Annotated in this window: 15 protein-coding genes and 2 pseudogenes; 13 read left to right on the forward strand and 4 right to left on the reverse strand. The window is 68.8% G+C overall.

The features are described from left to right. A partial coding sequence (locus tag ACFE86_RS02600; protein ID WP_375453774.1) for an FkbM family methyltransferase occupies positions 1-1,232 on the reverse strand: 1,232 nt, incomplete at its 3' end. 198 nt (positions 1,233-1,430) lie between these two features. Between ACFE86_RS02600 and ACFE86_RS02605 the strand changes: the two genes are divergently transcribed. The 9 genes and pseudogenes from ACFE86_RS02605 to ACFE86_RS02645 form a co-directional block, all read left to right on the forward strand. Beyond that, positions 1,431-2,108: a class I SAM-dependent methyltransferase gene (locus tag ACFE86_RS02605; RefSeq protein ID WP_375453775.1), complete on the forward strand. Its 678-nt coding sequence runs from the start codon at positions 1,431-1,433 to the stop codon at positions 2,106-2,108. A 129-nt stretch (positions 2,109-2,237) separates the two neighbouring features. Further along, positions 2,238-3,938 (forward strand): glycosyltransferase, encoded by a 1,701-nt coding sequence (locus ACFE86_RS02610; protein ID WP_375453776.1) that lies wholly within the window; start codon positions 2,238-2,240, stop codon positions 3,936-3,938. Then, positions 3,935-6,304 (forward strand): glycosyltransferase family 4 protein, encoded by a 2,370-nt coding sequence (locus tag ACFE86_RS02615; protein WP_375453777.1) that lies wholly within the window; start codon positions 3,935-3,937, stop codon positions 6,302-6,304. The genes ACFE86_RS02610 and ACFE86_RS02615 overlap by 4 nt, the downstream gene beginning before the upstream one ends. A gap of 2 nt (positions 6,305-6,306) precedes the next feature. Continuing rightward, positions 6,307-6,957 (forward strand): hypothetical protein, encoded by a 651-nt coding sequence (locus tag ACFE86_RS02620; protein ID WP_375453778.1) that lies wholly within the window; start codon positions 6,307-6,309, stop codon positions 6,955-6,957. Positions 6,958-7,121: 164 nt separating this feature from the next. Further along, positions 7,122-7,514: a hypothetical protein gene (locus ACFE86_RS02625; protein ID WP_375453779.1), complete on the forward strand. Its 393-nt coding sequence runs from the start codon at positions 7,122-7,124 to the stop codon at positions 7,512-7,514. Positions 7,515-7,628: 114 nt separating this feature from the next. Continuing rightward, positions 7,629-8,273: pseudogene (locus tag ACFE86_RS02630) on the forward strand (Ig-like domain-containing protein); the annotation flags it as partial. Positions 8,274-8,318: 45 nt separating this feature from the next. Further along, the gene (locus ACFE86_RS02635) at positions 8,319-8,723 is read left to right on the forward strand and encodes a DUF4214 domain-containing protein (RefSeq protein ID WP_375453816.1); all 405 of its coding nucleotides are present in this window, start codon (positions 8,319-8,321) and stop codon (positions 8,721-8,723) included. Between the two features lie 377 nt (positions 8,724-9,100). After that, on the forward strand, positions 9,101-9,640 hold the full coding sequence (locus ACFE86_RS02640; RefSeq protein ID WP_375453780.1) for a DUF2059 domain-containing protein: 540 nt from the start codon (positions 9,101-9,103) through the stop codon (positions 9,638-9,640). A 315-nt stretch (positions 9,641-9,955) separates the two neighbouring features. Next, a pseudogene (locus tag ACFE86_RS02645) lies at positions 9,956-10,103 on the forward strand (IS481 family transposase); the annotation flags it as partial. A 92-nt stretch (positions 10,104-10,195) separates the two neighbouring features. On the opposite strand, the gene ACFE86_RS02650 reads toward ACFE86_RS02645, so the two are convergent. Continuing rightward, positions 10,196-11,299, reverse strand: coding sequence for a DUF3108 domain-containing protein (locus tag ACFE86_RS02650; protein WP_375453781.1), 1,104 nt, complete (start codon positions 11,297-11,299; stop codon positions 10,196-10,198). Positions 11,300-11,605: 306 nt separating this feature from the next. Here ACFE86_RS02650 and ACFE86_RS02655 point away from each other — a divergent pair, with 306 nt between their 5' ends. The 4 genes from ACFE86_RS02655 (at position 11,606) to ACFE86_RS02670 (ending at position 17,557) form a co-directional block, all read left to right on the forward strand. Further along, positions 11,606-13,243 (forward strand): inorganic phosphate transporter, encoded by a 1,638-nt coding sequence (locus ACFE86_RS02655; protein WP_375453782.1) that lies wholly within the window; start codon positions 11,606-11,608, stop codon positions 13,241-13,243. Between the two features lie 86 nt (positions 13,244-13,329). Next, entirely contained in the window at positions 13,330-13,914 is a 585-nt protein-coding gene (locus ACFE86_RS02660; RefSeq protein ID WP_375453783.1) for a metallophosphoesterase N-terminal domain-containing protein, read from the forward strand. Between the two features lie 81 nt (positions 13,915-13,995). Next, the gene (locus tag ACFE86_RS02665) at positions 13,996-14,118 is read left to right on the forward strand and encodes a hypothetical protein (protein WP_375453784.1); all 123 of its coding nucleotides are present in this window, start codon (positions 13,996-13,998) and stop codon (positions 14,116-14,118) included. 208 nt (positions 14,119-14,326) lie between these two features. Then, positions 14,327-17,557 (forward strand): autotransporter domain-containing protein, encoded by a 3,231-nt coding sequence (locus ACFE86_RS02670; protein ID WP_375453785.1) that lies wholly within the window; start codon positions 14,327-14,329, stop codon positions 17,555-17,557. Positions 17,558-17,815: 258 nt separating this feature from the next. Here ACFE86_RS02670 and ACFE86_RS02675 read toward each other — a convergent pair whose 3' ends face one another. Continuing rightward, positions 17,816-18,934, reverse strand: coding sequence for a helix-turn-helix transcriptional regulator (locus ACFE86_RS02675; RefSeq protein ID WP_375453786.1), 1,119 nt, complete (start codon positions 18,932-18,934; stop codon positions 17,816-17,818). Between the two features lie 298 nt (positions 18,935-19,232). Beyond that, on the reverse strand, positions 19,233-19,622 hold the full coding sequence (locus ACFE86_RS02680) for a VOC family protein (RefSeq protein ID WP_375453787.1): 390 nt from the start codon (positions 19,620-19,622) through the stop codon (positions 19,233-19,235). Positions 19,623-19,636: the final 14 nt, after the last annotated feature.

The raw sequence follows: 19,636 nt of genomic DNA on the forward strand, positions 1-19,636 counted from the left end.
CGCTCGACCGCCTGCGCCTGCGCGATGTCGGCCACCTGAACGGCGAAAGCCTCCCGCTCGACCGCCTGCGCCTGCGCGATGTCGGCCACCTGAACGGCGAAAGCCTCCCCCTCGGCGGCCTGCGCCCGCGCGATGTCGGCCACCCGAACGGCGAAAGCCTCGCGCTCGGCCGTCTGCGCCTGCGCAAGGTCGGCCACCTGAACGGCGAACGCGTCCCGCTCGGCGGCCTGTGCCTGCGCGAAGTCAGCCATCTGAACGGCAAAAGCCTCCCGCTCGCTCAGCAACTGCGCGCTCTGCTTCGCCCACGCATCGCGGTCCGACGACAGAGCGGCTACCTGAGCGGTCAGGATGTCCCGCTCGCGGCGCAGGCTGTCCCGCTCGTTGAGGAGCGGATGAATGCCTCCCTCCGGGGCCTGATCCAGTACGTACCGCGCGGCACCGACGTAATCGATGCGCCGATCGGTGTACGGCAGCAGGAAATTGTCGAATACGTTGGGCGGAACTGCGAAAAGGGATGTGCGCCACGCATCTTCGTCGCGAACGTAGTAGCGGTTGAGTCCATCAAAACAGCAGAAGCGATATCCTTTTGCCAGGAGATCGGGTTCCCAGTCGAGCGAGGCGGACGCGATGCTGTCGGGTTCCGTCGCTTCGATCACCAGAATGCGCGGTCGCACACGCACGAAAGGGTAGGCCATCAGGATCGACGCCTCCGCACCCTCGACGTCGATCTTGAGGAAGTCGACGGTCCGCTCGTCGAGATGGCGCTCGAACAGATCGGTCAGGCTCAAGGCGTCGATCGCGATCACCGCCCGTGCAACACGCCCGCCCGTCGCATGCTGATGCGCGACATCCTTGATGGTGGTCGAGAGACCGTCCAGGAGGTGGAGATGCAGGGGCCCCGTCTGACCACTTACGGCGACGGCCAGGTTGAGATCGTGGGGACGCTGGGCTCTCAGCAAATCTTGAAAAGCAGGGTTGGGCTCGACATTGATCCCGGTCCAGCCCTGACTGTAGAACCACTGCGTGACGTTGTCGACGACGGGGTGGAAGGCGCCGATATCGATGTAGAAACCGCGCGTGATGTCGGGCAGGGCACGGCGCAGCAGCACGTCCTCGAAGTTCTGCGCGTAGCTGATCATCGGCGGCAGAACGCGGCGCTCCGACCAATCCGTCGCGACCGCGGCGGGGGCCGGTGCGGCCTCGACGCCGCGCGTCGCGCCGGGCTGCCTCACCGGCGCCGGGGGACGTCTGTTTCCGCGTTGCCGGGTTGCCACGTTTCCGCCTCGCCTGTGCGCAACAGCTCTGTTAGGAGGGCACGGCGCACCGTCCCCGGGTCGTCTAGAGATAGCAGGCGTCGGTCGTTCGTCCAGAGCGTGTCGCCGTACAGCCCCGCTCCTTGTGCGCGATTGCCTGTCTGTTAGAGAGACACGATGTTTGAAGACCTTGTGTTCCGCGACGTTATCATCCAAAATTGGCAGATGATGCAGTGGGAGCGCATCGCTCTGACCGGGCTTCTGTCGCGGATTCGTCCAGAGGGTGCACTCGAGGTCGGTGTTTATCATGGTGGGAGCCTCAGTCTCACCAGTCAATACGCCCGCGAGATCATCGCCATCGATATCGATCCGGAGGTGCCCGGACGGTTCCATTGTCCGGCCAACGTCGACTTGCGGATCGGACCGTCCCAGGATCTCATTCCGCAGGCGCTCGCCGACTTCGAGGCGCGCGGCGTACCGCTTCACTACGTCCTGATCGATGCCGATCACTCCGCGTCCGGGGTGAAGCGCGACCTCGAACTCGTGCTCGCCTACAGCCCGAGACAGCCCCTCGTGATCCTCATGCACGACTCGGGAAATCCCGACACCCGACGGGGGATCCTGTCGGTCGATTGGGCCGCCAACCCCCATCTCCACTTCGTCGACTGCGATTTCGTCCCGGGTCAGATCATCGAGCACGCCGTGACCGCGGCCTCCGGAGAGATCTGGGGCGGCCTCGGGCTCGCCTACCTCGATCCCACGCCGCGCGCCGGTTTTCCCGAAATCCGCCAAAGCGCACAAACGTCGATCCGCTGCCTTCACCACTGTGCGCCGGATTTGTCGATTTTGCGTTGAGGCGTCAAGCATCTAAGACCCCGACCAGAGCCCTTGGCCGCGTCGAGGTTCGAAAGGTGCTGCGCGAGATCCGATACAACCGGCCGCTTCGTGAGACGCAAGCCGCCGCGAGACCTTGGAAGAGACACAATGCAGCGGGTCGTCATCGTCAGCAACCTGTTCCCGCCCACCGTGGTCGGAGGGGCTGAGATCGTCGCCCATCGTCAGGCGTGCGCGCTCGCGGCCCAGGGTGTCGACGTGGCCGTCTTCGCGGGCGGCTTCGCGCGCGAGGGCTGGGAGGCCGGTTCACTGGTCCTCGAGATGACGGACGGCTTTCCCGTCTACCGCATTGCCCTGGCCTCCCTCGATCCGGGCGAGAACTTCCACAGACCCGAGACGGAGCGGCGCTTCCTGTCCCTTCTCGCCACTCATCAGCCGGACATCGTGCATGTCCACAATCCCGGTGGCCTGGGCATGAACCTCATCCCGGCCGCGAAGGGCTTCGGTGCGCGGGTCGTCGTGACCCTGCACGATCACTGGGGCGTGTGTTTCAAGAACACGTTGCTGCGCAACGACGGGCGCGTCTGTCCCGATGTCGAGGCGTGCGCCGTCTGCCTGCCGGCGACGGCCGCCCGCGACGGGGCGCACCTGCCTATCCGGCTGCGGCGCGATTACGTGGCGTGGTGCCTCGATCAGGCCGACCAGCTCCTCAGTCCGAGCCGCTACCTCGCGGATTTCTACGAGACCACGAACGTCGTCCGGCGTCCGACTCAGGCCCTCTCGAACGGCATTCCCGGCGAGCACATCCCGGTCAGCGCCAAGCCTGCGCCCGATCCCGTGCAGTTTGCCTGCTTCAGCTACCTCGGCGAGCACAAGGGCATCCCCACGCTCCTCGCTGCCGCCGAGGCGCTGGCGCGCGATCCCGCGATGCAGGGGCGCTGGCATCTGACGATCGCGGGGCACGGACACCTCGCCGAGGGACTGGTCCGCGACATCGCCGCCGGGCGCTTCGGCGAGGCCGTGAGCTTCGCAGGACGCCTTGCCCACACGGACGCCCTCGTCCTGCTGGCGCGCGTGCACGTGGTGGTGCTGGCCTCGCACTGGCCCGAGAACGAACCGGTGACGCTGCTGGAGGCGATCGCATCGGGCACGGCGCAGCTCGCGAGCCGGATCGGCGGCAATATCGAGCTCGTCGCGGATGAGGCGTCCGGTCTGCTCGTGACGCCGGGCGACCCCGACGCCCTGGCCGCCGCGATGCGTCGGTTCGTCGACGAGCCGGACCTGGCCCAAAAGTTTGGCGCCTACAATGCGGCGCGCCGCGATGCGTTCGACGAGGCGCGGATCATGGAGCGCCTGCGCGCGCTCTACGAGACGGTGCCGGACGCGCCCGCGCCGGATGATCTCGTCGTGGTGTGCGCGGGCCGGGAACGATCCCGCGCCTTCGCGCTCAAGCTCCAACTGATGCTCGATCGCTTCCACATCGTCGAGGACAGGCCCCGCCGGATTCGCTTCATATGGCACGGCTGGGCCGGATCCCAGGTATGGCGCCGGGCCCGCCTGCTCTGGCTCTGGGGCGAGACGGGCGAGGCGGACCTGCCCCTGGTCCTGCAGGCCCTGCGCGCAGGCGTTCCCGTGCTGGCGCCCGCCGATTCCCCCCTGGCGCGCGTGACGGAGCGGGGCGGGGATGTGGGCACCTACGAGACGCTCCTCGACGCGGTGGGCCGGATTGCGGCCCTGCAGGACGTGGAGAGCGGGGCGGCGCTTGCCCCGAACGGTGCGAGCGCCGCACGCTTCCTCACGGCGCTTGCGCCGCGCACGAGCTTCCATCTCCCGGTCCGAGAACTGGCGTGACAGCCGAGCCTCGCCGCCTCGCCGAACCCCGCATCCTGATCTGCAACGAGCGCTTTCTCGCGCGCTTCGGCGTGGATCGCATCCTCGTCCTGCTCGCCGAGCATCTCGCGGCACACGGCGCGCAGGTGTCCTTCGCCTGCCTGCGCTGCGACCCGGCGGTACTCGGTCGGGTCAGCGATCGGATCGACGTGATTCCGCTTCCCGAGGGGATCGATCTGGCGGGCGCCGATGCGCTGGCCACGCGGCATCTCCTCGACGCCTGGGCGCTTGCGCCCGTCGACGTGGTCGTGAGCGGCGGATGGCCCTTCTTCGGGATCGCCGCACGGGCGCCGGCCATCGGCGTCCACAGCCTCTTCATCGACGCCGGCGCCGTGCCCCACGACGGATTTCCGCAGGCCGCCCTGCCGGTTCAGCAGGAGCTGCGGCGTCTGCGCCAGATGTGCCTGCCGGCCATCGGCGCCGTCCTGCCGATCAGCCGCTTCATCCGCGAGAGTCAGACGGAGCCGGATCGCGGCGGCAGCCAGGGCGTGACGACGATCCCCCTGGGGGCGGATCACATGGCGGATCGGCCCTTCGCGGCGGGCGACGTCGCGGCAGCCGAGGACGGCCTCATCGCGGCGCTCGACGCACGCGTCGAGGCCGGGGAGCGCCTCGTCCTCGCCCTCGGGCGCGTGGAGGTGAATGGCTACAAGAACTCCCTGGCCGCCCTCGACGTTCTGCGCAGCGTCCGGACCGCCGTGCCCGAGGCGCACCTGCTCCTGCTGACCGGACCGGATGCGCTTCCGCTTCCCTCCGACCTGCTGGCCCACGTCACGACGCTGCCGACCCTGAGCGATCCCGGTCTGCAAGCCGTCATGGAGCGGTGCGGGCTCGGCCTGAGCCTCTCGCTGTGGGAAGGTTTCAACCTGCCGATCGCCGAGATGCAGTGGCTGGGGCGCCCCGTCCTCGCCTTCGCGATCGGCGCCCATCCGGAGGTGATCGTCGATCCCTGGTTCCTCTGCCAGTCCCAGGCGGAGATGGCGGACAAGGCCGTCCAAGTGCTGACGACGGGCATCCCGGAGCCGATCGTCCGTCTCGAGCGGTTCGCGGGCTTTCGCGCCCGGTTGTCCTGGGCGGGGACGTTGGCGCGCTGGACGCGCGCGATCCTCGAGCCTCTGCGGCGCCCGATCCCCCGAGCGGCCGAAGCCCGGCGTCTCATCGTGATGGACGTGTCGAACGCCGCGCGCGATCCTGCCAATTCCGGCGTGATCCGGGTGACGCGCCGGCTGGCCGCGGCGCTGACGCAGCGCCCGGATCTCGACATCCTCTTCGTGAAGTGGGATGCGGCAAACCAGACCTACGAACGCTTGTCGATTCACAACTACCCGTTCCTATGCAGCAATGCGGGAGCCAAGGACTGGATCGGCGCCACGGCCGAGGCGCTCGCCTACCGCGAGCCTCTCTCGCATCTTCTGCGTGCGGCCGACCCCGGCTGCACGCGGCCGCCCGTGGTGTTCCTGGCCGAGGTCATCCTCGACAACACCGCCGAGGCGCGCGTGCGCTGGGCGCGCGACCACGGATATTTGACCGCGTTCGTCTTCCACGACATGCTGCCGATCTACGAGGCGCGCTATGTCGATGCAGCCGTCGCCGAAGCCTTCCCCTCCTACCTCGCGGCAGTCCGCGCCGCCGATGCCCTCTACGCGAATTCCGGCTTCAGCCTGCGCGAGTTCGAGCGGTGGCACCGCGACCACGGCGAGCCCGTGCCGGAGCGGCGCGAGGCGATCTGGCTGCCGGCGCAGTTCAGCGACCATGCGCGCGTCGAGACGGCACCGGATGCGGAGGGCGAGCTTCACATCCTCTGCGTATCGACGATCGAACCGCGCAAGAACCACCGCAGCCTGATCGAAGCATTCCAGGCTCTGCGGCGGCGCAGACCGGACTTGCCGGTGCACCTCAACCTCGTCGGCAACAGCTACACCGGCGCCGACGGCCTCGCGGCCTCGGTGCGGCTCGCCGAGCAGGCCGATGCCCACATCGTCTGGCACGGCATCCTGTCCGATGGCGACCTCGCCGCGCAGTACGGGCGCGCGCATTTTACGGTCTACCCCTCCCTCGCGGAGGGTTTCGGTCTGCCCATCATGGAAAGCCTCTGGATGGGCCGGCCGTGCCTGTGTCACGAGGGCGGCGTCATGGCCGAACTCGCCGCCGACGGAGGCTGCTTGACCGTCGATATGAATCACGTGGCCGAGGTCTCTGCCGCTCTCGAGGAAATGGCCACGAACGCGGATCTGCGCGCCATCCTGAACCGCCAGGTTCAGACGCGCGCGATCGGCACGTGGGCATCCTACGGCGACAGGATCGCGGACCGCCTGAGGGAGTTGTGAGCATGGATGCCGTGCCGTCCGGAGAGCTCTCCGCATCCGGCCTCTTCGCCCGGGCGGCGGATCGACGCCGCGCCCTGTTCGTGGCCCGCGATGCGCTCTCGGCGGCCATCCTCCACGAGGCAGAGGCGGCAAGCCTGCCTTCCATCGCGGAGGTCCAAGCCGCCCCGGCGCCCGCGCCGCAGTTCCCCGTCGACGTGACCCAGGAGAAACCGCGCTGGCGGGAACGCCGCCGCTTGTATTTCGTGCCGCCGCCGCCCGTCGTCCCGACCCTGAAGAAGCCCCGTCGCCCGACATCGTGGCGCGCCAAGTGGACCGCCGCGGCCCGGATGCGCAGGCGGCGGGCGGCACTCCTGGCCGCCGGCCTCTTCGACGGTGCATGGTACAACATCCGATACGTCGACGTGCCGGCGGCCGGCGTCGATCCGCTCGCGCACTTCCTCAACGACGGCAGCTACGAGGGCCGATCTCCCGGACCGGCCTTCGACACGATGGCTTACCTCGCACGCTATCCCGACGTCCTCGAGGCGCAGGCCGAACCCTGGCTTCATTATGCCCGACACGGAAAGGCGGAAGGCCGTATTGCCGTAGGACCGATCCAAGGCAGTCCGAGGTCGGTCAGGCATCGCTTATCGATCAAGCCGGCAAAAGTATAATGAATGCAACCGTGTAGGCACGCATGCTAAGGTCGGTTGTCTTGATCTGCGAACGACCGTAAGGATTGATTTTCCACGCATGCTCGCCTCGTTCTGAGACTAGGATCACTGCTGAACATGCATCGCTTGGCGTTCTCGGCGGTGTTAGACTCCAGAAAGGTACCATGATCATGGCCAATGAAAAAGATCAGCTCGGCATCTACATCGATATCAGTAAGGACATTATTCCTAGAATGAATTTTACGATCGGCGATCATACGACAAATGTCGACATCACTCCGGACGGCGCCAACAATCTCGGAACCTCCCTTCTGATGTCGAGCTTCATCTGCAGCATCGGAAGAGGCATTCCGGAGGGGACCGTCGTGTCTCCCGGCGCCCTGCCCGTATCGGGGGTTGAGGGTCACATCGACGGGGCTACGAGCCTGCCCGCTTTGACCCTTAGCTTGGTGGGCGGAGGGACAATGACGTTTCTGCTCTCAGCCGACCTCGTTGCGCAGGCGAGCGCCGCCTTGCTCAAAATGCAGCCATCCGACGAACAACAGTCACTTTCGTAGAAACGTGCCGTAAGAAGGTGTGGCTGTTCCGGGAACACCTGACGCGAGCCGGCGCGATCGACGAACTCTTTGCCGCCCTCGACGCCTGGCTGAAGGGCAAGGGTTGCCGACAGCTACACTCCCGCGTCGAACCGGTCCTTCGCCGTCGCGGCCGCGGGCGTGCTCGCCAACGACACCCTGCCGGGCGGCGGATCGCTGACCGTGACGGCCGTGAACGGGCAGGCCACCGCCGTCGGCCGCGTGCTCGCGGGTCGATACGGCGACCTCGTGCTGAACGCCGACGGCAGCCTCACCTACGCGCCGGACGGGACCAGGGCCGCGGCCGGGCTCGTCGAGCACTTCACCTACACCGAGACCGGAAACTTCCAGACCGCCACCGCGAACCTCGACATCCGGCTGACCAGGCCGAGCGCCGCCGATCTCGCCCTGTTCGGCGCCGTCGAGCACGGCGTGACGAGCCCGGCCGCGGGGGTCTACGCGCTGTACGAAGCCCTCCTCCACCGGGCGCCCGACCCGCTCGGGCTGGAGAACTTCACCGCCTCGATCCAGGCCGGGGCCGGCCTGGCCGAGGTGGCCGGCACCCTGCTGACCTCGGCCGAGCGGGGCGGCCCGGTCGCCGACGCGAACGCCTACATCCAGGGGCTCTACGCCAACCTGCTCCATCGCCCGGCAGACGGCGGCGGACTGATCTACTTCGCGAACGAGCTGGACCGGGGCGTGTCGCAGGCGACGGTGGCCGTGGAAGTCGCCACCTCGGCCGAGGCGCAGGGCGTCATCAGGCCCGCCTTCGACACCGGCGTGTTCGTGGTCGACGCGATCGATGCGGCGATGGCGCGGGAGTACTACGCGGTCCTGGGCCGGACCCCGGATGCGGGCGGGCTCCAGAGCTTCGCGTTCCAGGTGCATCAGGCGGCCGCGAGCGGGGGCGTCGACGGGGCGATCCAGGCGCTGGGTCGCGTGGCGGCCGGCATGCTGGGCTCGTCCGAGTATGCCATGACGCATGCGGGCCTGGACGATGCCGGGTTCGTGGACGGCCTCTACCTCGGCGCGCTCGGGCGGCATGCCGAGCCGGGCGGGGCGGCCTTCTTCGCCGACCAGCTCGCGCACGGCGTGTCTCAGGCGGCGGTCGCCCTGGAGATCGGCCAGAGCGCCAAGGCCCAGGTCCATCTCATCGCGCAGATCGAGAGCGGGCTGCACATCATCGGGTGAACGAGGCGGGGGTGAGCCTGGTCGGGCTGTCGGCGTGGTCCTGAAAGGCCTGGACGTACCGGCGCGCAGGACCTCGTCGGCCCGCTTCGTCTCATCCTCGGAGCGGAAGGGGTGCGGGCCGGCCCTTCCCGGTTGTCCTTGTGCTTCGTCGTCTTGCGCCGGCCGGTCTTCGCGTCGTGCCAGATCGCCGCGATCTCGCCGTGCTCCGGCCGGGCGTCCGTCTCGATGCTGCAGGCGTAGCCCATCTGGCGATCGATGAGGATCGGTTCCGGCGGCTGCCCGCCGGCGCTCTTGCCGCATCCGCGCTTGGGTATGATACCAGAAGCGAGCGTCTGGCCGGAGGGCTGGATCACGCTGGCACTGCAATCGGATCACCCATGCGCCTCCCGACACGCGTTTTCGGTCTCTTGCTCGGCGTCTTGCTGCCATGCTCGGCGATGGCGCAGCCCGCAGCCAAACCCACTGCGCCCGCCATCGCAGCCGATCCCGCTACCCTGAAGGCGGCTCGCGACGTGGTTGCGCAGATGCAGGGCGACCGCACGGCCCTGCTGAACGCGATGGCTACGCCCATGGTCGGAATGATGCAGCAGATCGGGGTCAAGCAGCAGGACCAGGCTCAAGCTCTGGTCCAGGAGGTCGTGCTGCCGACCCTCACCGCGCATTACGACGAGCTTCTGGACATTCAGGCGCGCGGCTTCGCCACCGCGCTCGGGAAAGACGACCTCCAGGCCATCGCGGCGTTCTACGCCACGCCGGTCGGCAAGCGGCTCGTTGCAGCCCAACCACAGCTCGCCCAAGCTCAGATGACGGGAACGCAGCAGTGGATGCAGTCGGTGATGCCCGAGATGCAAGGCAAGCTGGCCAAGGCGATCCAGGCACATGGTTGGGGCGCGGGCGGGCAAGCGCAGCCGCGCTGAGCCCGAGCGACCGAGCGGCGTCACGCCGCCCGCGCGTGGTGCAGCACCGCGACCACCAAGTCCTGGTGGCGGGCCGCATCGCTGCGGCGCTCGGCGTCGTAGGTTCGGACGAACACTTCGATCGGGCGCGGGCCGCGAGGTGCGCCCGCAGGCCGGCGATGACGGCCGCCTGCTCCGGGTCGATCCCGCGCTCACCCGGTGCGCCTGGCACCACGCGGCAGCCGTAGGCCAACCCAACCATGCGCCTCAGAGCGTCGGTCCGCCGTCGGATTGGCAGCACGCGCCTGCAGGGTCTGATGGAGGGTGCGGATACGCTGGGCCTGCGGGCGGAACAAGGTCGAGCATTGCCCGACCGGGCCGCGCTGCCCGTGGACGAACGGCCAACCGCTGTCTGAACTGTAGCCACGACGAGCTTCGTCACCATCTGCAACTGTTGGTGGGGGTGCATCTGGAGCCGCGCCGACGCGAGGGCTGAGATCGGCGCCGGTCTTCGCGTCGACGATCCTCACCGGCGAAGCGCGCCATGCGCCGGCCGGCCCCGACGGCGGAGGAGGCTCAAGGTCCCGCGGCGGCCCGGTTCGGGGCCGGGGCGCCCCAGCGCGTCGCCTCGATGCGCGCCGTTCCCCAGCCCGTGCCGACCGCGATCGCGAGCGGCAGCAGCAGCCCGTCTCCGGTGACGGGGGCGAGGCGCACGCGCATGTCGTCGTTCTCCGACATCCGGCGCACGGACGAGCCCTTGGCGCGGTGGCCCGCCACCGGGACCCAGCGGATTCGGCAATCGAGGGCGGGACCGCGATAGGGCCCGCTCTCGACCTGGACGACCGCGCCGCGCGACAGCACGATGTCGGCCCGCGTCGCGCCGTCGAAGACCGGGATGCGGCGATCGCACAGGGCCGGCGCGAGGGGGCCGGGGCCGACGGGGACGGCCAGCATGCCGATCGGATCGGTGACGCCGGATCGGTCGGCGGCCGTGACCGGCACGCGGTCGGGTTTCGGGGCGGGCTCGGGCTCCACCTCGGCCCTGCGCACGCTGCCCGCATCGAAGGTCACGTGGACGCGCACCGGCGCGGTGCCGTAGCGGCTGTCGATCCGGAACTCGGCCGGCACCGTGCCGCCGGGCGACAGGCGCCCGGCCGAGCGCGCGCTGCCAGACCCCTGGAAGAACCAGCCCGCGAGTCCCGAAAGGCCGCCGCCGAGGCCGATCGCGTAACGCTCGGGCGTGAGGTCCGCTGTGAGTTCCGCCGTGCCCACGCCGAGATCGAGAAAGCTCAGGCGGTAGCTGGCCACGAAGTGCTGCGGCCCGTCCGGGCGCGGCGCCGCCGGAGCAGGGCTCGCCGCGAGGACGGCGAGGGCGGCCGAGAGGACGAACCCGGCAGGCCGAACGGACGTGCGGGCACGCGCACGATCCGGCTTACCCTCCCGTGCGGGAGAGGATCGGGGGAAGCGGACGGGTCTCTCCGGAAGGGTCACGTCCCTCACCTTCGGTCTCTCGCGCGCACGGGGAAGCACTGACGCTCGGTCGAGACGCGTCGGGACCGGCGGCTGCGGCGCGAAGCCTAAGCGGGCTTTCGTGGCTTCGCCAACGAAAGCCTGCTTCGATCTCCTTGGTGCCGCATCATTGGGTGCCGCATCATCGTTCTCGCGCGAACCGGCGGCCACTTCGCGCAATGATGCTTAGCGCGCCGCGGCCGCGAGCGCCATCGTCGCGATGCGCGCGGCGCCGAGCCGGCAGGCGCGACGCGATCCGGTCCCGGACGTGGTGACGGGCGCGGCCGGCGGCGGTGGGCTCCGAGACGGGTCGCCCCGACGCGATCGCGCCGTGCGGGTTTCCCGAGGGCGACGGACTTCGGGTCGAGCGCCGCCTCCGAGCCCCTCGGGGCGGCGCTCGGACCTCTGTCACCGGAGCGTCATGCGCGCGCTTTAAGCGGGCGGTGTTCCGAAGCGTGATCGTCGGTGAGGCCCCGGATGTCCGATACCGCTATGTCACCGGCAGGCTTGCCGGGAGGGGCGTCCGTGCGGGCGCACGGTCCCAAGCTCGATCGCGGCATGCACCCGGGTGGCGTGATCGTCTTCCTGCTCGTGCTCGTGGCCGGCCTCGGCTACGCGGTGGTCAGCCTGATCGCCGACATGAACGCGGTCGGCGAGAGCCCGCTGGCCATCGGCGCCTTCGCGCTGCTGGGCCTCGCGCTGCTGATCGCGCTGGCCTTCGAGTTCGTGAACGGCTTCCACGACACCGCCAACGCGGTCGCGACCGTGATCTACACCCACTCGATGCCGCCGCTGGTCGCGGTGGTGTGGTCGGGCGCCTTCAACTTCCTCGGCGTGATGCTCTCCTCGGGCGCGGTGGCCTACGCCATCGTCACATTGCTGCCGGTCGAGCTGATCCTCCAGGTCGGGTCGGGGGCCGGCTACGCGATGATCTTCGCGCTGCTCATCGCCGCGATCATCTGGAACCTCGGCACCTGGGCGTTCGGCTTGCCGAACTCCTCCTCGCACGCGCTGATCGGCTCGGTGATCGGCGTCGGGCTCGCCAACCAGTTGATGGCGGCCGAAGGCTCGGCGACCTCCGGCGTCGACTGGGGCCAGGCGACGGGCGTGTTCAAGGCGCTGCTGTTCAGCCCTGTCCTCGGCTTCATCGCCGCCGCCCTGCTGCTGCTCGCGCTCAAGGTCACCGTCCGGCGCCACGACCTCTACGAGGCGCCCAAGGGCAACACGCCGCCCCCGCTGTGGATTCGCAGCCTGCTGATCCTGACCTGCACGCTGGTGTCGTTCTTCCACGGCGGCAACGACGGGCAGAAGGGCATGGGCCTGATCATGCTGATCCTGATCGGCGCCGCGCCCACCGCCTACGCCCTCAACCGCACCATGGCCGACGACACCACGCCGGCCTTCGTCCAGGCGTCGCAGGCCGCGAGCCGGGTGTTTGCGGGCTACGCCGGCGCCGACGCCCAGCCGGAGGCGGCGGCCGCGCGCAGGCAGGTCGCCGACGCGCTGCGCACGAAGGACCTGAACCGGCCGGCGGTGTACGGGGCGCTCGCCGCCCTCTCCGCCGACATCGCGGCCAACGTCAAGAACTACGGCGCGATCAGGCAGGTGCCGGCGGCGCAGACCTCGAACCTGCGCAACGACATGTACCTCGCCTCCGACGCGATCCGCCTCCTGCCCAAGAACGGCGCGACGTTCTCCGACGCCGAGGCCGGCACGCTGAAGTCCTACACCGGCCTGCTCAACGACGGCACGCGCTACATCCCGACCTGGGTGAAGGTCTGCGTCGCCCTGGCGCTCGGCCTCGGCACCATGGTCGGCTGGAAGCGGATCGTCGTCACCGTCGGCGAGAAGATCGGCAAGACCCACCTCACCTACGCCCAGGGCGCATCGGCCGAGCTGGTCGCGGCCGGCACGATCGGGCTCGCCGAGCTCTACGGCCTGCCGGTCTCGACCACCCACATCCTGTCGAGCGGGGTCGCGGGCACCATGGCGGCCAACGGCTCCGGCCTGCAGATGTCGACCGTGCGCAACATGGCGCTCGCCTGGGTCCTGACGCTGCCGGCCGCGATCACGCTGGCCGGCGTGCTGTTCTTCATCCTGCGCCACGTGTTCTGAGCGGGTCCGCGCTTTGTGAGGGCGGCGCGGGCGCAGCCGATCGAGGTCGCCGGATGCCGGGAAGACAGCGATGACGAATGCCGCCGATGCGGGGCCGACGCGGCGCGCGGCGGTCACCGGCCTCGGAGCCGCGGCCGGCATCGCCCTCGGCCCGCGCCGGCGCGGGCCGAGGGCCGCGCCTCGGGCACGGTGACCGGCATCGTGTTCGAGGACCACTCCGGGACCGGAGGGACGACCCCGGCATCGCCGACGTGATGGTCTCCAACGGGCGGGACGTTGCCCGGACCGACCGCGACGGCCGCTACGCGCTGCCCGTCGCGGACGGGTCCGCCGTCTTCGTGGTCAAGCCCGCGGGCTGGCGCGTGCCGTGCGACGGCAACAACCTGCCGCGCTTCACCGACCTCCACCAGCCGGCCTCCGAGCCCGAGCGGGCAATGCGGATATGCCTGGAGAGCCAGTTCCACGGCCGCAACCCCGAGCTCGCCCGCGACTACACGATCCAGCAGTTGCTCGGCTCGCCGATCGCCGCCGAGGCCGCCGGCGCGACCGACCTCGTGGTCAACGTCTTCGACGGCGGCCCGAGGACGACGGTGACCTGCCGGCTCGGCGACCGGCCGCCGGCCGCGATGCGGCGGGTGCGGCGCCCCGACTCCTTCGTCGAGCAGGTCTAAGCCCACAACGCCGCGACGCGGAAGCCCTGGGTCAAGGCCGAGCCCTCGACGCGCGTCTGGACGCTGCGCCGGCCGGCCGGCTTGCCCCCCGGCACGCACCGGGCGATGGTCGAGGTCGTCGACGAGTACGGCCGGACCCGCGCGGACGCGCTGCTCATCGAGGTCGTCGGCGCCGACCCGGACGCCTCCGGCCGGCGGATCTGAGGCCGGAGGCGTCGCGCCGCCGCCCGGCGGATCGATCGTGACCCGGACAGTTCGCCCGTATGGTTTGCCGTCTATATTGACTTCGCGTTGCTTTGAGGCAACATCGCCGGACTTGTCTTATTGTGACTGGATTATGACGAAGACGGAAACGTAGACTTCGGTACGACTTCCCCATCCGCCGTCGGGAGCGGTGCGAGGGGGGCGAGCCATGGACCTGAAGCAGGGTGTGTCGATCATCGCGGTGATGGCCGCGGCCTACGCATCGACGGTGGCGCAGGCGCAGACCGTCAACACGACGCCGGCCAACGTGAACGTGCTGAACCTGCTCGGGCCGTATCTCGGCCTCAACGCGACGCCGGTCGGACAGCAGACGCTTCAGCTCAACCTGTCCCAGGCGGTCGCCGAGAACCGCAACGCGTCGATCGCGCAGCAGCAGTTCGCGATCAGCGACAAGTCGCTGCCGGGCAGCACCCCCTTCCTCGGCTCGATCACGCTGGTCAACGGCAGCGTCGTCAACCTCGGGCCGGGCGACAACATCGCGGGCGGCCTTCCGCTCCAGGCGATCCAGAGCAATCCGGGCATGCCGGGGAGCCTCAACCCGCTCCAGCCGGTCGGCGGCCTCGGTCCCGTGCTCGGATCGATCTACCAGACGGGCATCCGCGCCAGCACCGCGACCACCGGGCCGCTGGCGGCGACCTTTAACCTGCTGAACAACGCCTACAACTTCACGAGCGCCGACCTCGGCGTGGCGAAGAACTTCTTCGCCAACGGAGCCGCCACCAACCCGGGCACGACGCCGCCGGGCTACGTCCCGGTCCCGGCCGTCGCGCCGGCCGGCTTCACGCTGCCGACCGCCAACGGCCTGCCGAACACCCGCGACAGCGTCTACGACCTCGCCTACGGCGTGACCAACCGGCAGGCGAACCAGGACGTGTACGGCAGTTCGCGCCCGGTCCAGGTGGCGCCGAACAGCTACAACATCTTCGACCCGACCGCGCTGAACGGGCTCGCCACCAACCCCTCCTTCCCGAGCGGCCACACCAATTACGGGATCACCGACAGCATCCTGCTCGCCATGCTGGTGCCGCAGCAATACCAGAACCTGCTCGCCCGCGGCGCCGAGTACGGCGACAGCCGGATCGTGCTCGGGGTGCACTACCCGCTCGACATCATCGCGTCCCGAGCCTTCGCGGCCTACGACCTCGCCCAGGCCTTCACCAATCCGGGCTACATCGGCAACGCCGCGACGACCGGCACGGCGATCAACCTGCCGGGCCTGTTCACGGCGGCGGCCGCCGAACTCCAGTCCTACGAAGCGGCACAGTGCGGCGCCTCGGTCGCGGTCTGCGCCGCGAGCGCGGCCAACACCGCCGGCAACCCCTACGTCCCGTCGGCGGCCAACCAGGCACTGTACCAGTCGCGCCTCACCTACGGCCTGCCGACCCTGAGCTTCGCGCAAGCACCGCGGGAAGCGGCCCCGACGGGCGGCCCGGACGCGTCGATCCTGCTGGCGCCGCTCTACGGCGGCAGCACGACGGCCGCGCGGACGATCGCCCCGAGCGGCGGCCTCTACGGATCGCTGCAGACGAGCACGATCAACCAGATCATCGTCAACACCGAGACCAACGCGCTGGCGGCGTTCTCCGGCACGGCGCTGAGCTACTGGAGCCGGATCGACCTCTACGCGGCGGCGGGCTATTTCGGCAACGTCACCGGCACGCTCCGCATGGATACCGCGGATCGCGTGACGACGAACGTCGCCATCGGCAACGGCGGCGCCCTCTACGCCAACGGCACGATCACCGGGCTTGCCACGATCGGCAGCGGCGGCCTGCTCGGCGGCACCGGCACGGTCGGCGGCATCGGCGCGATGTCTGGCGGCACGGTCGCGCCGGGCAATTCCATCGGCACGCTCAACGTCTCCGGCAACGTCGGCTTCGCGGCCGGCTCGACCTATCAGGTCGAGGCGAACGCGGCCGGCCAGTCCGACCGGATCGCTACCACCGGCACCGCGACGCTGAACGGCGGCACCGTGCAGGTGCTGGCCGCCGGCGGCAGCTACGACCCGCGCACCCGCTACGCCATCCTCGACGCCGGCGGCGGCGTCACCGGACAGTTCGCGGGCGTGACCGCGAACCTCGCCTTCCTCACCCCGAGCCTGCGCTACCAAGCCAACGCGGTCGACCTGACGCTGACGCGCAACGACATCGCCTTCGCGGCGATCGCGCAGACCCGCAACCAGGCCGCGGTCGCCACCGCGGTCCAGGCCGGCGGCGCGGGGCTGGGCGCCTACGACCGCACCATCGCGCTCTCCACCCCCGAGGCGGTGGCCGCGTTTCAGGCGCTGACCGGCGACATCCACGCCAGCGCGGTCTCGGCCGCGTTCGAGACCGCGTTCTTCGTCCGCGAGGCGATCCTCGACCGGATGCGCTGGGGCGCGACGCCCGGCTACGCCGACGGCGCCGATTACGGCCGCCTGCCGGCGGCCTACACCGCGGACCTGCCAGGCCGGCAGGCGGCGCCCGTCCCGGTGCCGGTGCGCGTCCTCGACCCGCGGGTGTTCGGCCTCTGGGGCCAGGGCTTCGGCAGCTTCGGCCAAGCGCGCACCGACGGCAACGCCGCGGGCCTGTCGCGCCAGACCAGCGGCTTCGTGCTCGGCGCCGACGCGCGCGTCGAGAGCGGCTTCCGCTTCGGCGTGGCCGGCGGCTACACCGTGACCAACCTGGACACCGCCGGCCGCCTGCAATCCGGCTCGATCGAGAGCGGCTTCGGCGGCCTCTACGGCGGCTACGAGCTCGGGCCGGTCTCGCTGCGCCTCGGCGCGGTCTACGCCGACAACTCGGAACGCCTGCGCCGAACGGTGCTGTTTGCCGGCTTCAGCGACACCCCGAGCGCGCGCACCGGCGGCTCGACGATCCAGGGCTTCGGCGAACTCGGTTACAGGTTCTTCCTCGGCGGCGGCGCCTCGCCGCCGATCCGCAAGGATGCCGCGCCGGTGCCTGTGACGACGCTCTCCTACATCGAGCCCTTCGTCGGCGGTGCCATCATCGCGATCGGCCGCGACCGCTTCGCCGAGACCGGCGGGGCCGCCGCGCTCACCGGGTTCGCCCGCGACTACGACCTCGGGACCGCGACCGCCGGCATGCGGGCGCAGACCAGCCTCGACCTCGGCTTCGCGGCCCCGGTCTCGGCCCACGGGCTGCTGGGCTACCGCCGCGCCTTCGGCGACGTGGTGCCCACCGCGCTGCTGGCCTTCGGCGCGAACGGCCCGAGCTTCCTCACGGCCGGCATCCCGATCGACCGCGACGCGCTCGTGGCCGAGGCCGGCCTCGACCTCCGGGTCTCGGCCAATGCGACGCTCGGCATCGCCTATACCGGCCAGGTCGGAAACCGCGCCGAGGACCATGCCGTGAAGGGCAACTTCACCTACCGGTTCTAGAGCACTGTTCGTGATCCCCGGATCATGAAAAGTGCTCTAATACCGACGGCGGCTATCCCTCACCCTTTTGTCTCGGCCCTGCGCAGGGGACGGATGGGTAGATGATAGCCGCCACTGCCATTATATCAGCCCGATGTTGCTACCTGTTGACTGCATCCTCAAATAGTACCGATTCCATGGAATCAATCGTGATTGTTATTGGTAATTTTGATAAACGTAATCGAATTACTTATCAACGTTCATGGTCAAATTAATAAATCATGAGAAGTCTCCGATTCTAGTAACGAGTATCGCAAGCTCGCTCTGCCTTGAAATTCCAAGTTTTCCATAAACCGACTTCAGTTGTGTGCGAACTGTACAGGTCGAAACAGAACCCATCTCAGCGATATCGCGAGGTGATCGACCTGCACCGACAAGAGATGCGATGCGTGCTTCCGCTGGGGTAAGTCCGAGATCCTGCAGCACCTTGATGACTTGATCAGAGGCAGATCGGTATAGATCGCGCAGAAGCAGCATGACCGCCCGACCCGCGACACCGGTGATGCCTGCTGCGACCGCTTCGGAACGGATACCCACCACCTCGACGTACAGCGAGCGGCCACAGCGGGGCCGGCGGATCGCCATCGCGCCTGCACGAACCACGCGACCCTCACTGGCATCTGCGATCAGTCGTTCGAGTTTCATGCGTTCCGTGGATGTCGATGCGCGGGGGACTTGACCAAGCGGCGCTTGAAGACCATCGCCCAACAGCTGCCGTGCTGGTTCACTGACGAAACGCACGCGGCCCTTGGGATCGAGAATGATCACCCCAACGGTCAAATGCTGCAGGGTGGACGAAAAATCAGATGTGAGAGCAAGGGCCTGTGCGAACCGGGACGAGATGGTGAAAGCCCGCGCGATGTGCGGCGCCAAGATTTCAAAACAAGAGATTTCAGTATTCTCATAACGACCAGATTTAAGAGCACGCTGTGTGCTGATCGTTACCAGCCCTCCATCAGGATCATCGGCGATGTAGCTCAGGCAGCTACCAAGCCCGTATTTTCCAAGAAATTCTTGATAGAACGCATCGCGCTGAATAAATTCAGGTGTTATGTGCTGACTGTCGAGAAACACTATTCCGGGGGGGAGGTGTATGTCTTTTGCTTTTTGGATTCGGCTATCAAATTGAAACCATCCCGATCGATAGGCCGCATTTCCTTCGGCCAAACTTTCCGACGCGACGCTCTCTGAAGCACGTGCTTGGTCAAAGGGCAGAATGACAGTCCCGACGGCACCGACATTCTCTGCGAGCACAGCGAGTGCCCGCGGCCATTCGTTGGAATCGAGGGCTGCGGCATACAGGGCATCAAGTGCGGTCTCGACATCAGATTGAGCCATGATGGGGATGCGCCATTTGCCGATCGAACTCTCGATTGGAAGTATCCGCAATTTCCACACCTTATACCAACGGCGGCTAACCCTCACCCTTTTATCTCGGCCCTGCGCAGGGGACGGATGGGTAGATGATAGGCGCCACTGGTATGAGGTCGCATTTTCTCCACGCGAGCCGGTCACCACCTCGCTGGAAGATGCTCCACGGATGCTGGTGGCCCGGCCGGAGCGGATCGGCCGGGCCTCGATGAAGCCGCTCCGTGATGGCCGGGTCGCGCACCGGTGCTTCCTCCGGTTCGGGCCCTCAGCCGCGCGGGACGTCGCGGCGCTCCAGCAGCTCGATGCGCACGTCGTCCGGGCCGGCGATGAAGGCGACGCGCAGGCCCGGCCGCATCGCCTTCGCGTCGACGAGGATCAGCACGCCGCGTGCGCGCAGGTCGGCGAGGGTGGCGTCGAGGTCGGCGACGCCGAGGCCGATATGCTCGATGCCGAGATGGGGCGCCTTCGCCGGCGGCGCGAGGTCGGCGGGCGCCTGCTCGATGAACACGGTGAGCCCGCCGAGATCGAGCACGACCCGGCTCGGCGGCGCGCCCTCGCGGCGGACCTCGCGGGCGGCGAGCACGCCGACGTAGAATCCCGCCGCCGCGACCGCGTCGCGGCTGCGCAGGTGGACGTGGTCGATGTGGAAGCCCATCGCTGGTCTCTTGG

It is taken from the genome of uncultured Methylobacterium sp., assembly GCF_964244095.1.
Taxonomy (GTDB): domain Bacteria; phylum Pseudomonadota; class Alphaproteobacteria; order Rhizobiales; family Beijerinckiaceae; genus Methylobacterium.

What these genes read in the sequence shown, in the direction of transcription:
- ACFE86_RS02680 (WP_375453787.1), bottom strand. Translation starts at nt 19,622, where the DNA reads ATGGGCTTCCACATCGACCACGTCCACCTGCGCAGCCGCGACGCGGTC.
- ACFE86_RS02675 (WP_375453786.1), bottom strand. Translation starts at nt 18,934, where the DNA reads ATGGCTCAATCTGATGTCGAGACCGCACTTGATGCCCTGTATGCCGCA.
- ACFE86_RS02610 (WP_375453776.1), top strand. Translation starts at nt 2,238, where the DNA reads ATGCAGCGGGTCGTCATCGTCAGCAACCTGTTCCCGCCCACCGTGGTC.
- ACFE86_RS02625 (WP_375453779.1), top strand. Translation starts at nt 7,122, where the DNA reads ATGATCATGGCCAATGAAAAAGATCAGCTCGGCATCTACATCGATATC.
- ACFE86_RS02640 (WP_375453780.1), top strand. Translation starts at nt 9,101, where the DNA reads ATGCGCCTCCCGACACGCGTTTTCGGTCTCTTGCTCGGCGTCTTGCTG.
- ACFE86_RS02605 (WP_375453775.1), top strand. Translation starts at nt 1,431, where the DNA reads ATGTTTGAAGACCTTGTGTTCCGCGACGTTATCATCCAAAATTGGCAG.
- ACFE86_RS02620 (WP_375453778.1), top strand. Translation starts at nt 6,307, where the DNA reads ATGGATGCCGTGCCGTCCGGAGAGCTCTCCGCATCCGGCCTCTTCGCC.
- ACFE86_RS02660 (WP_375453783.1), top strand. Translation starts at nt 13,330, where the DNA reads ATGCGGGGCCGACGCGGCGCGCGGCGGTCACCGGCCTCGGAGCCGCGG.
- ACFE86_RS02670 (WP_375453785.1), top strand. Translation starts at nt 14,327, where the DNA reads ATGGACCTGAAGCAGGGTGTGTCGATCATCGCGGTGATGGCCGCGGCC.
- ACFE86_RS02655 (WP_375453782.1), top strand. Translation starts at nt 11,606, where the DNA reads ATGTCCGATACCGCTATGTCACCGGCAGGCTTGCCGGGAGGGGCGTCC.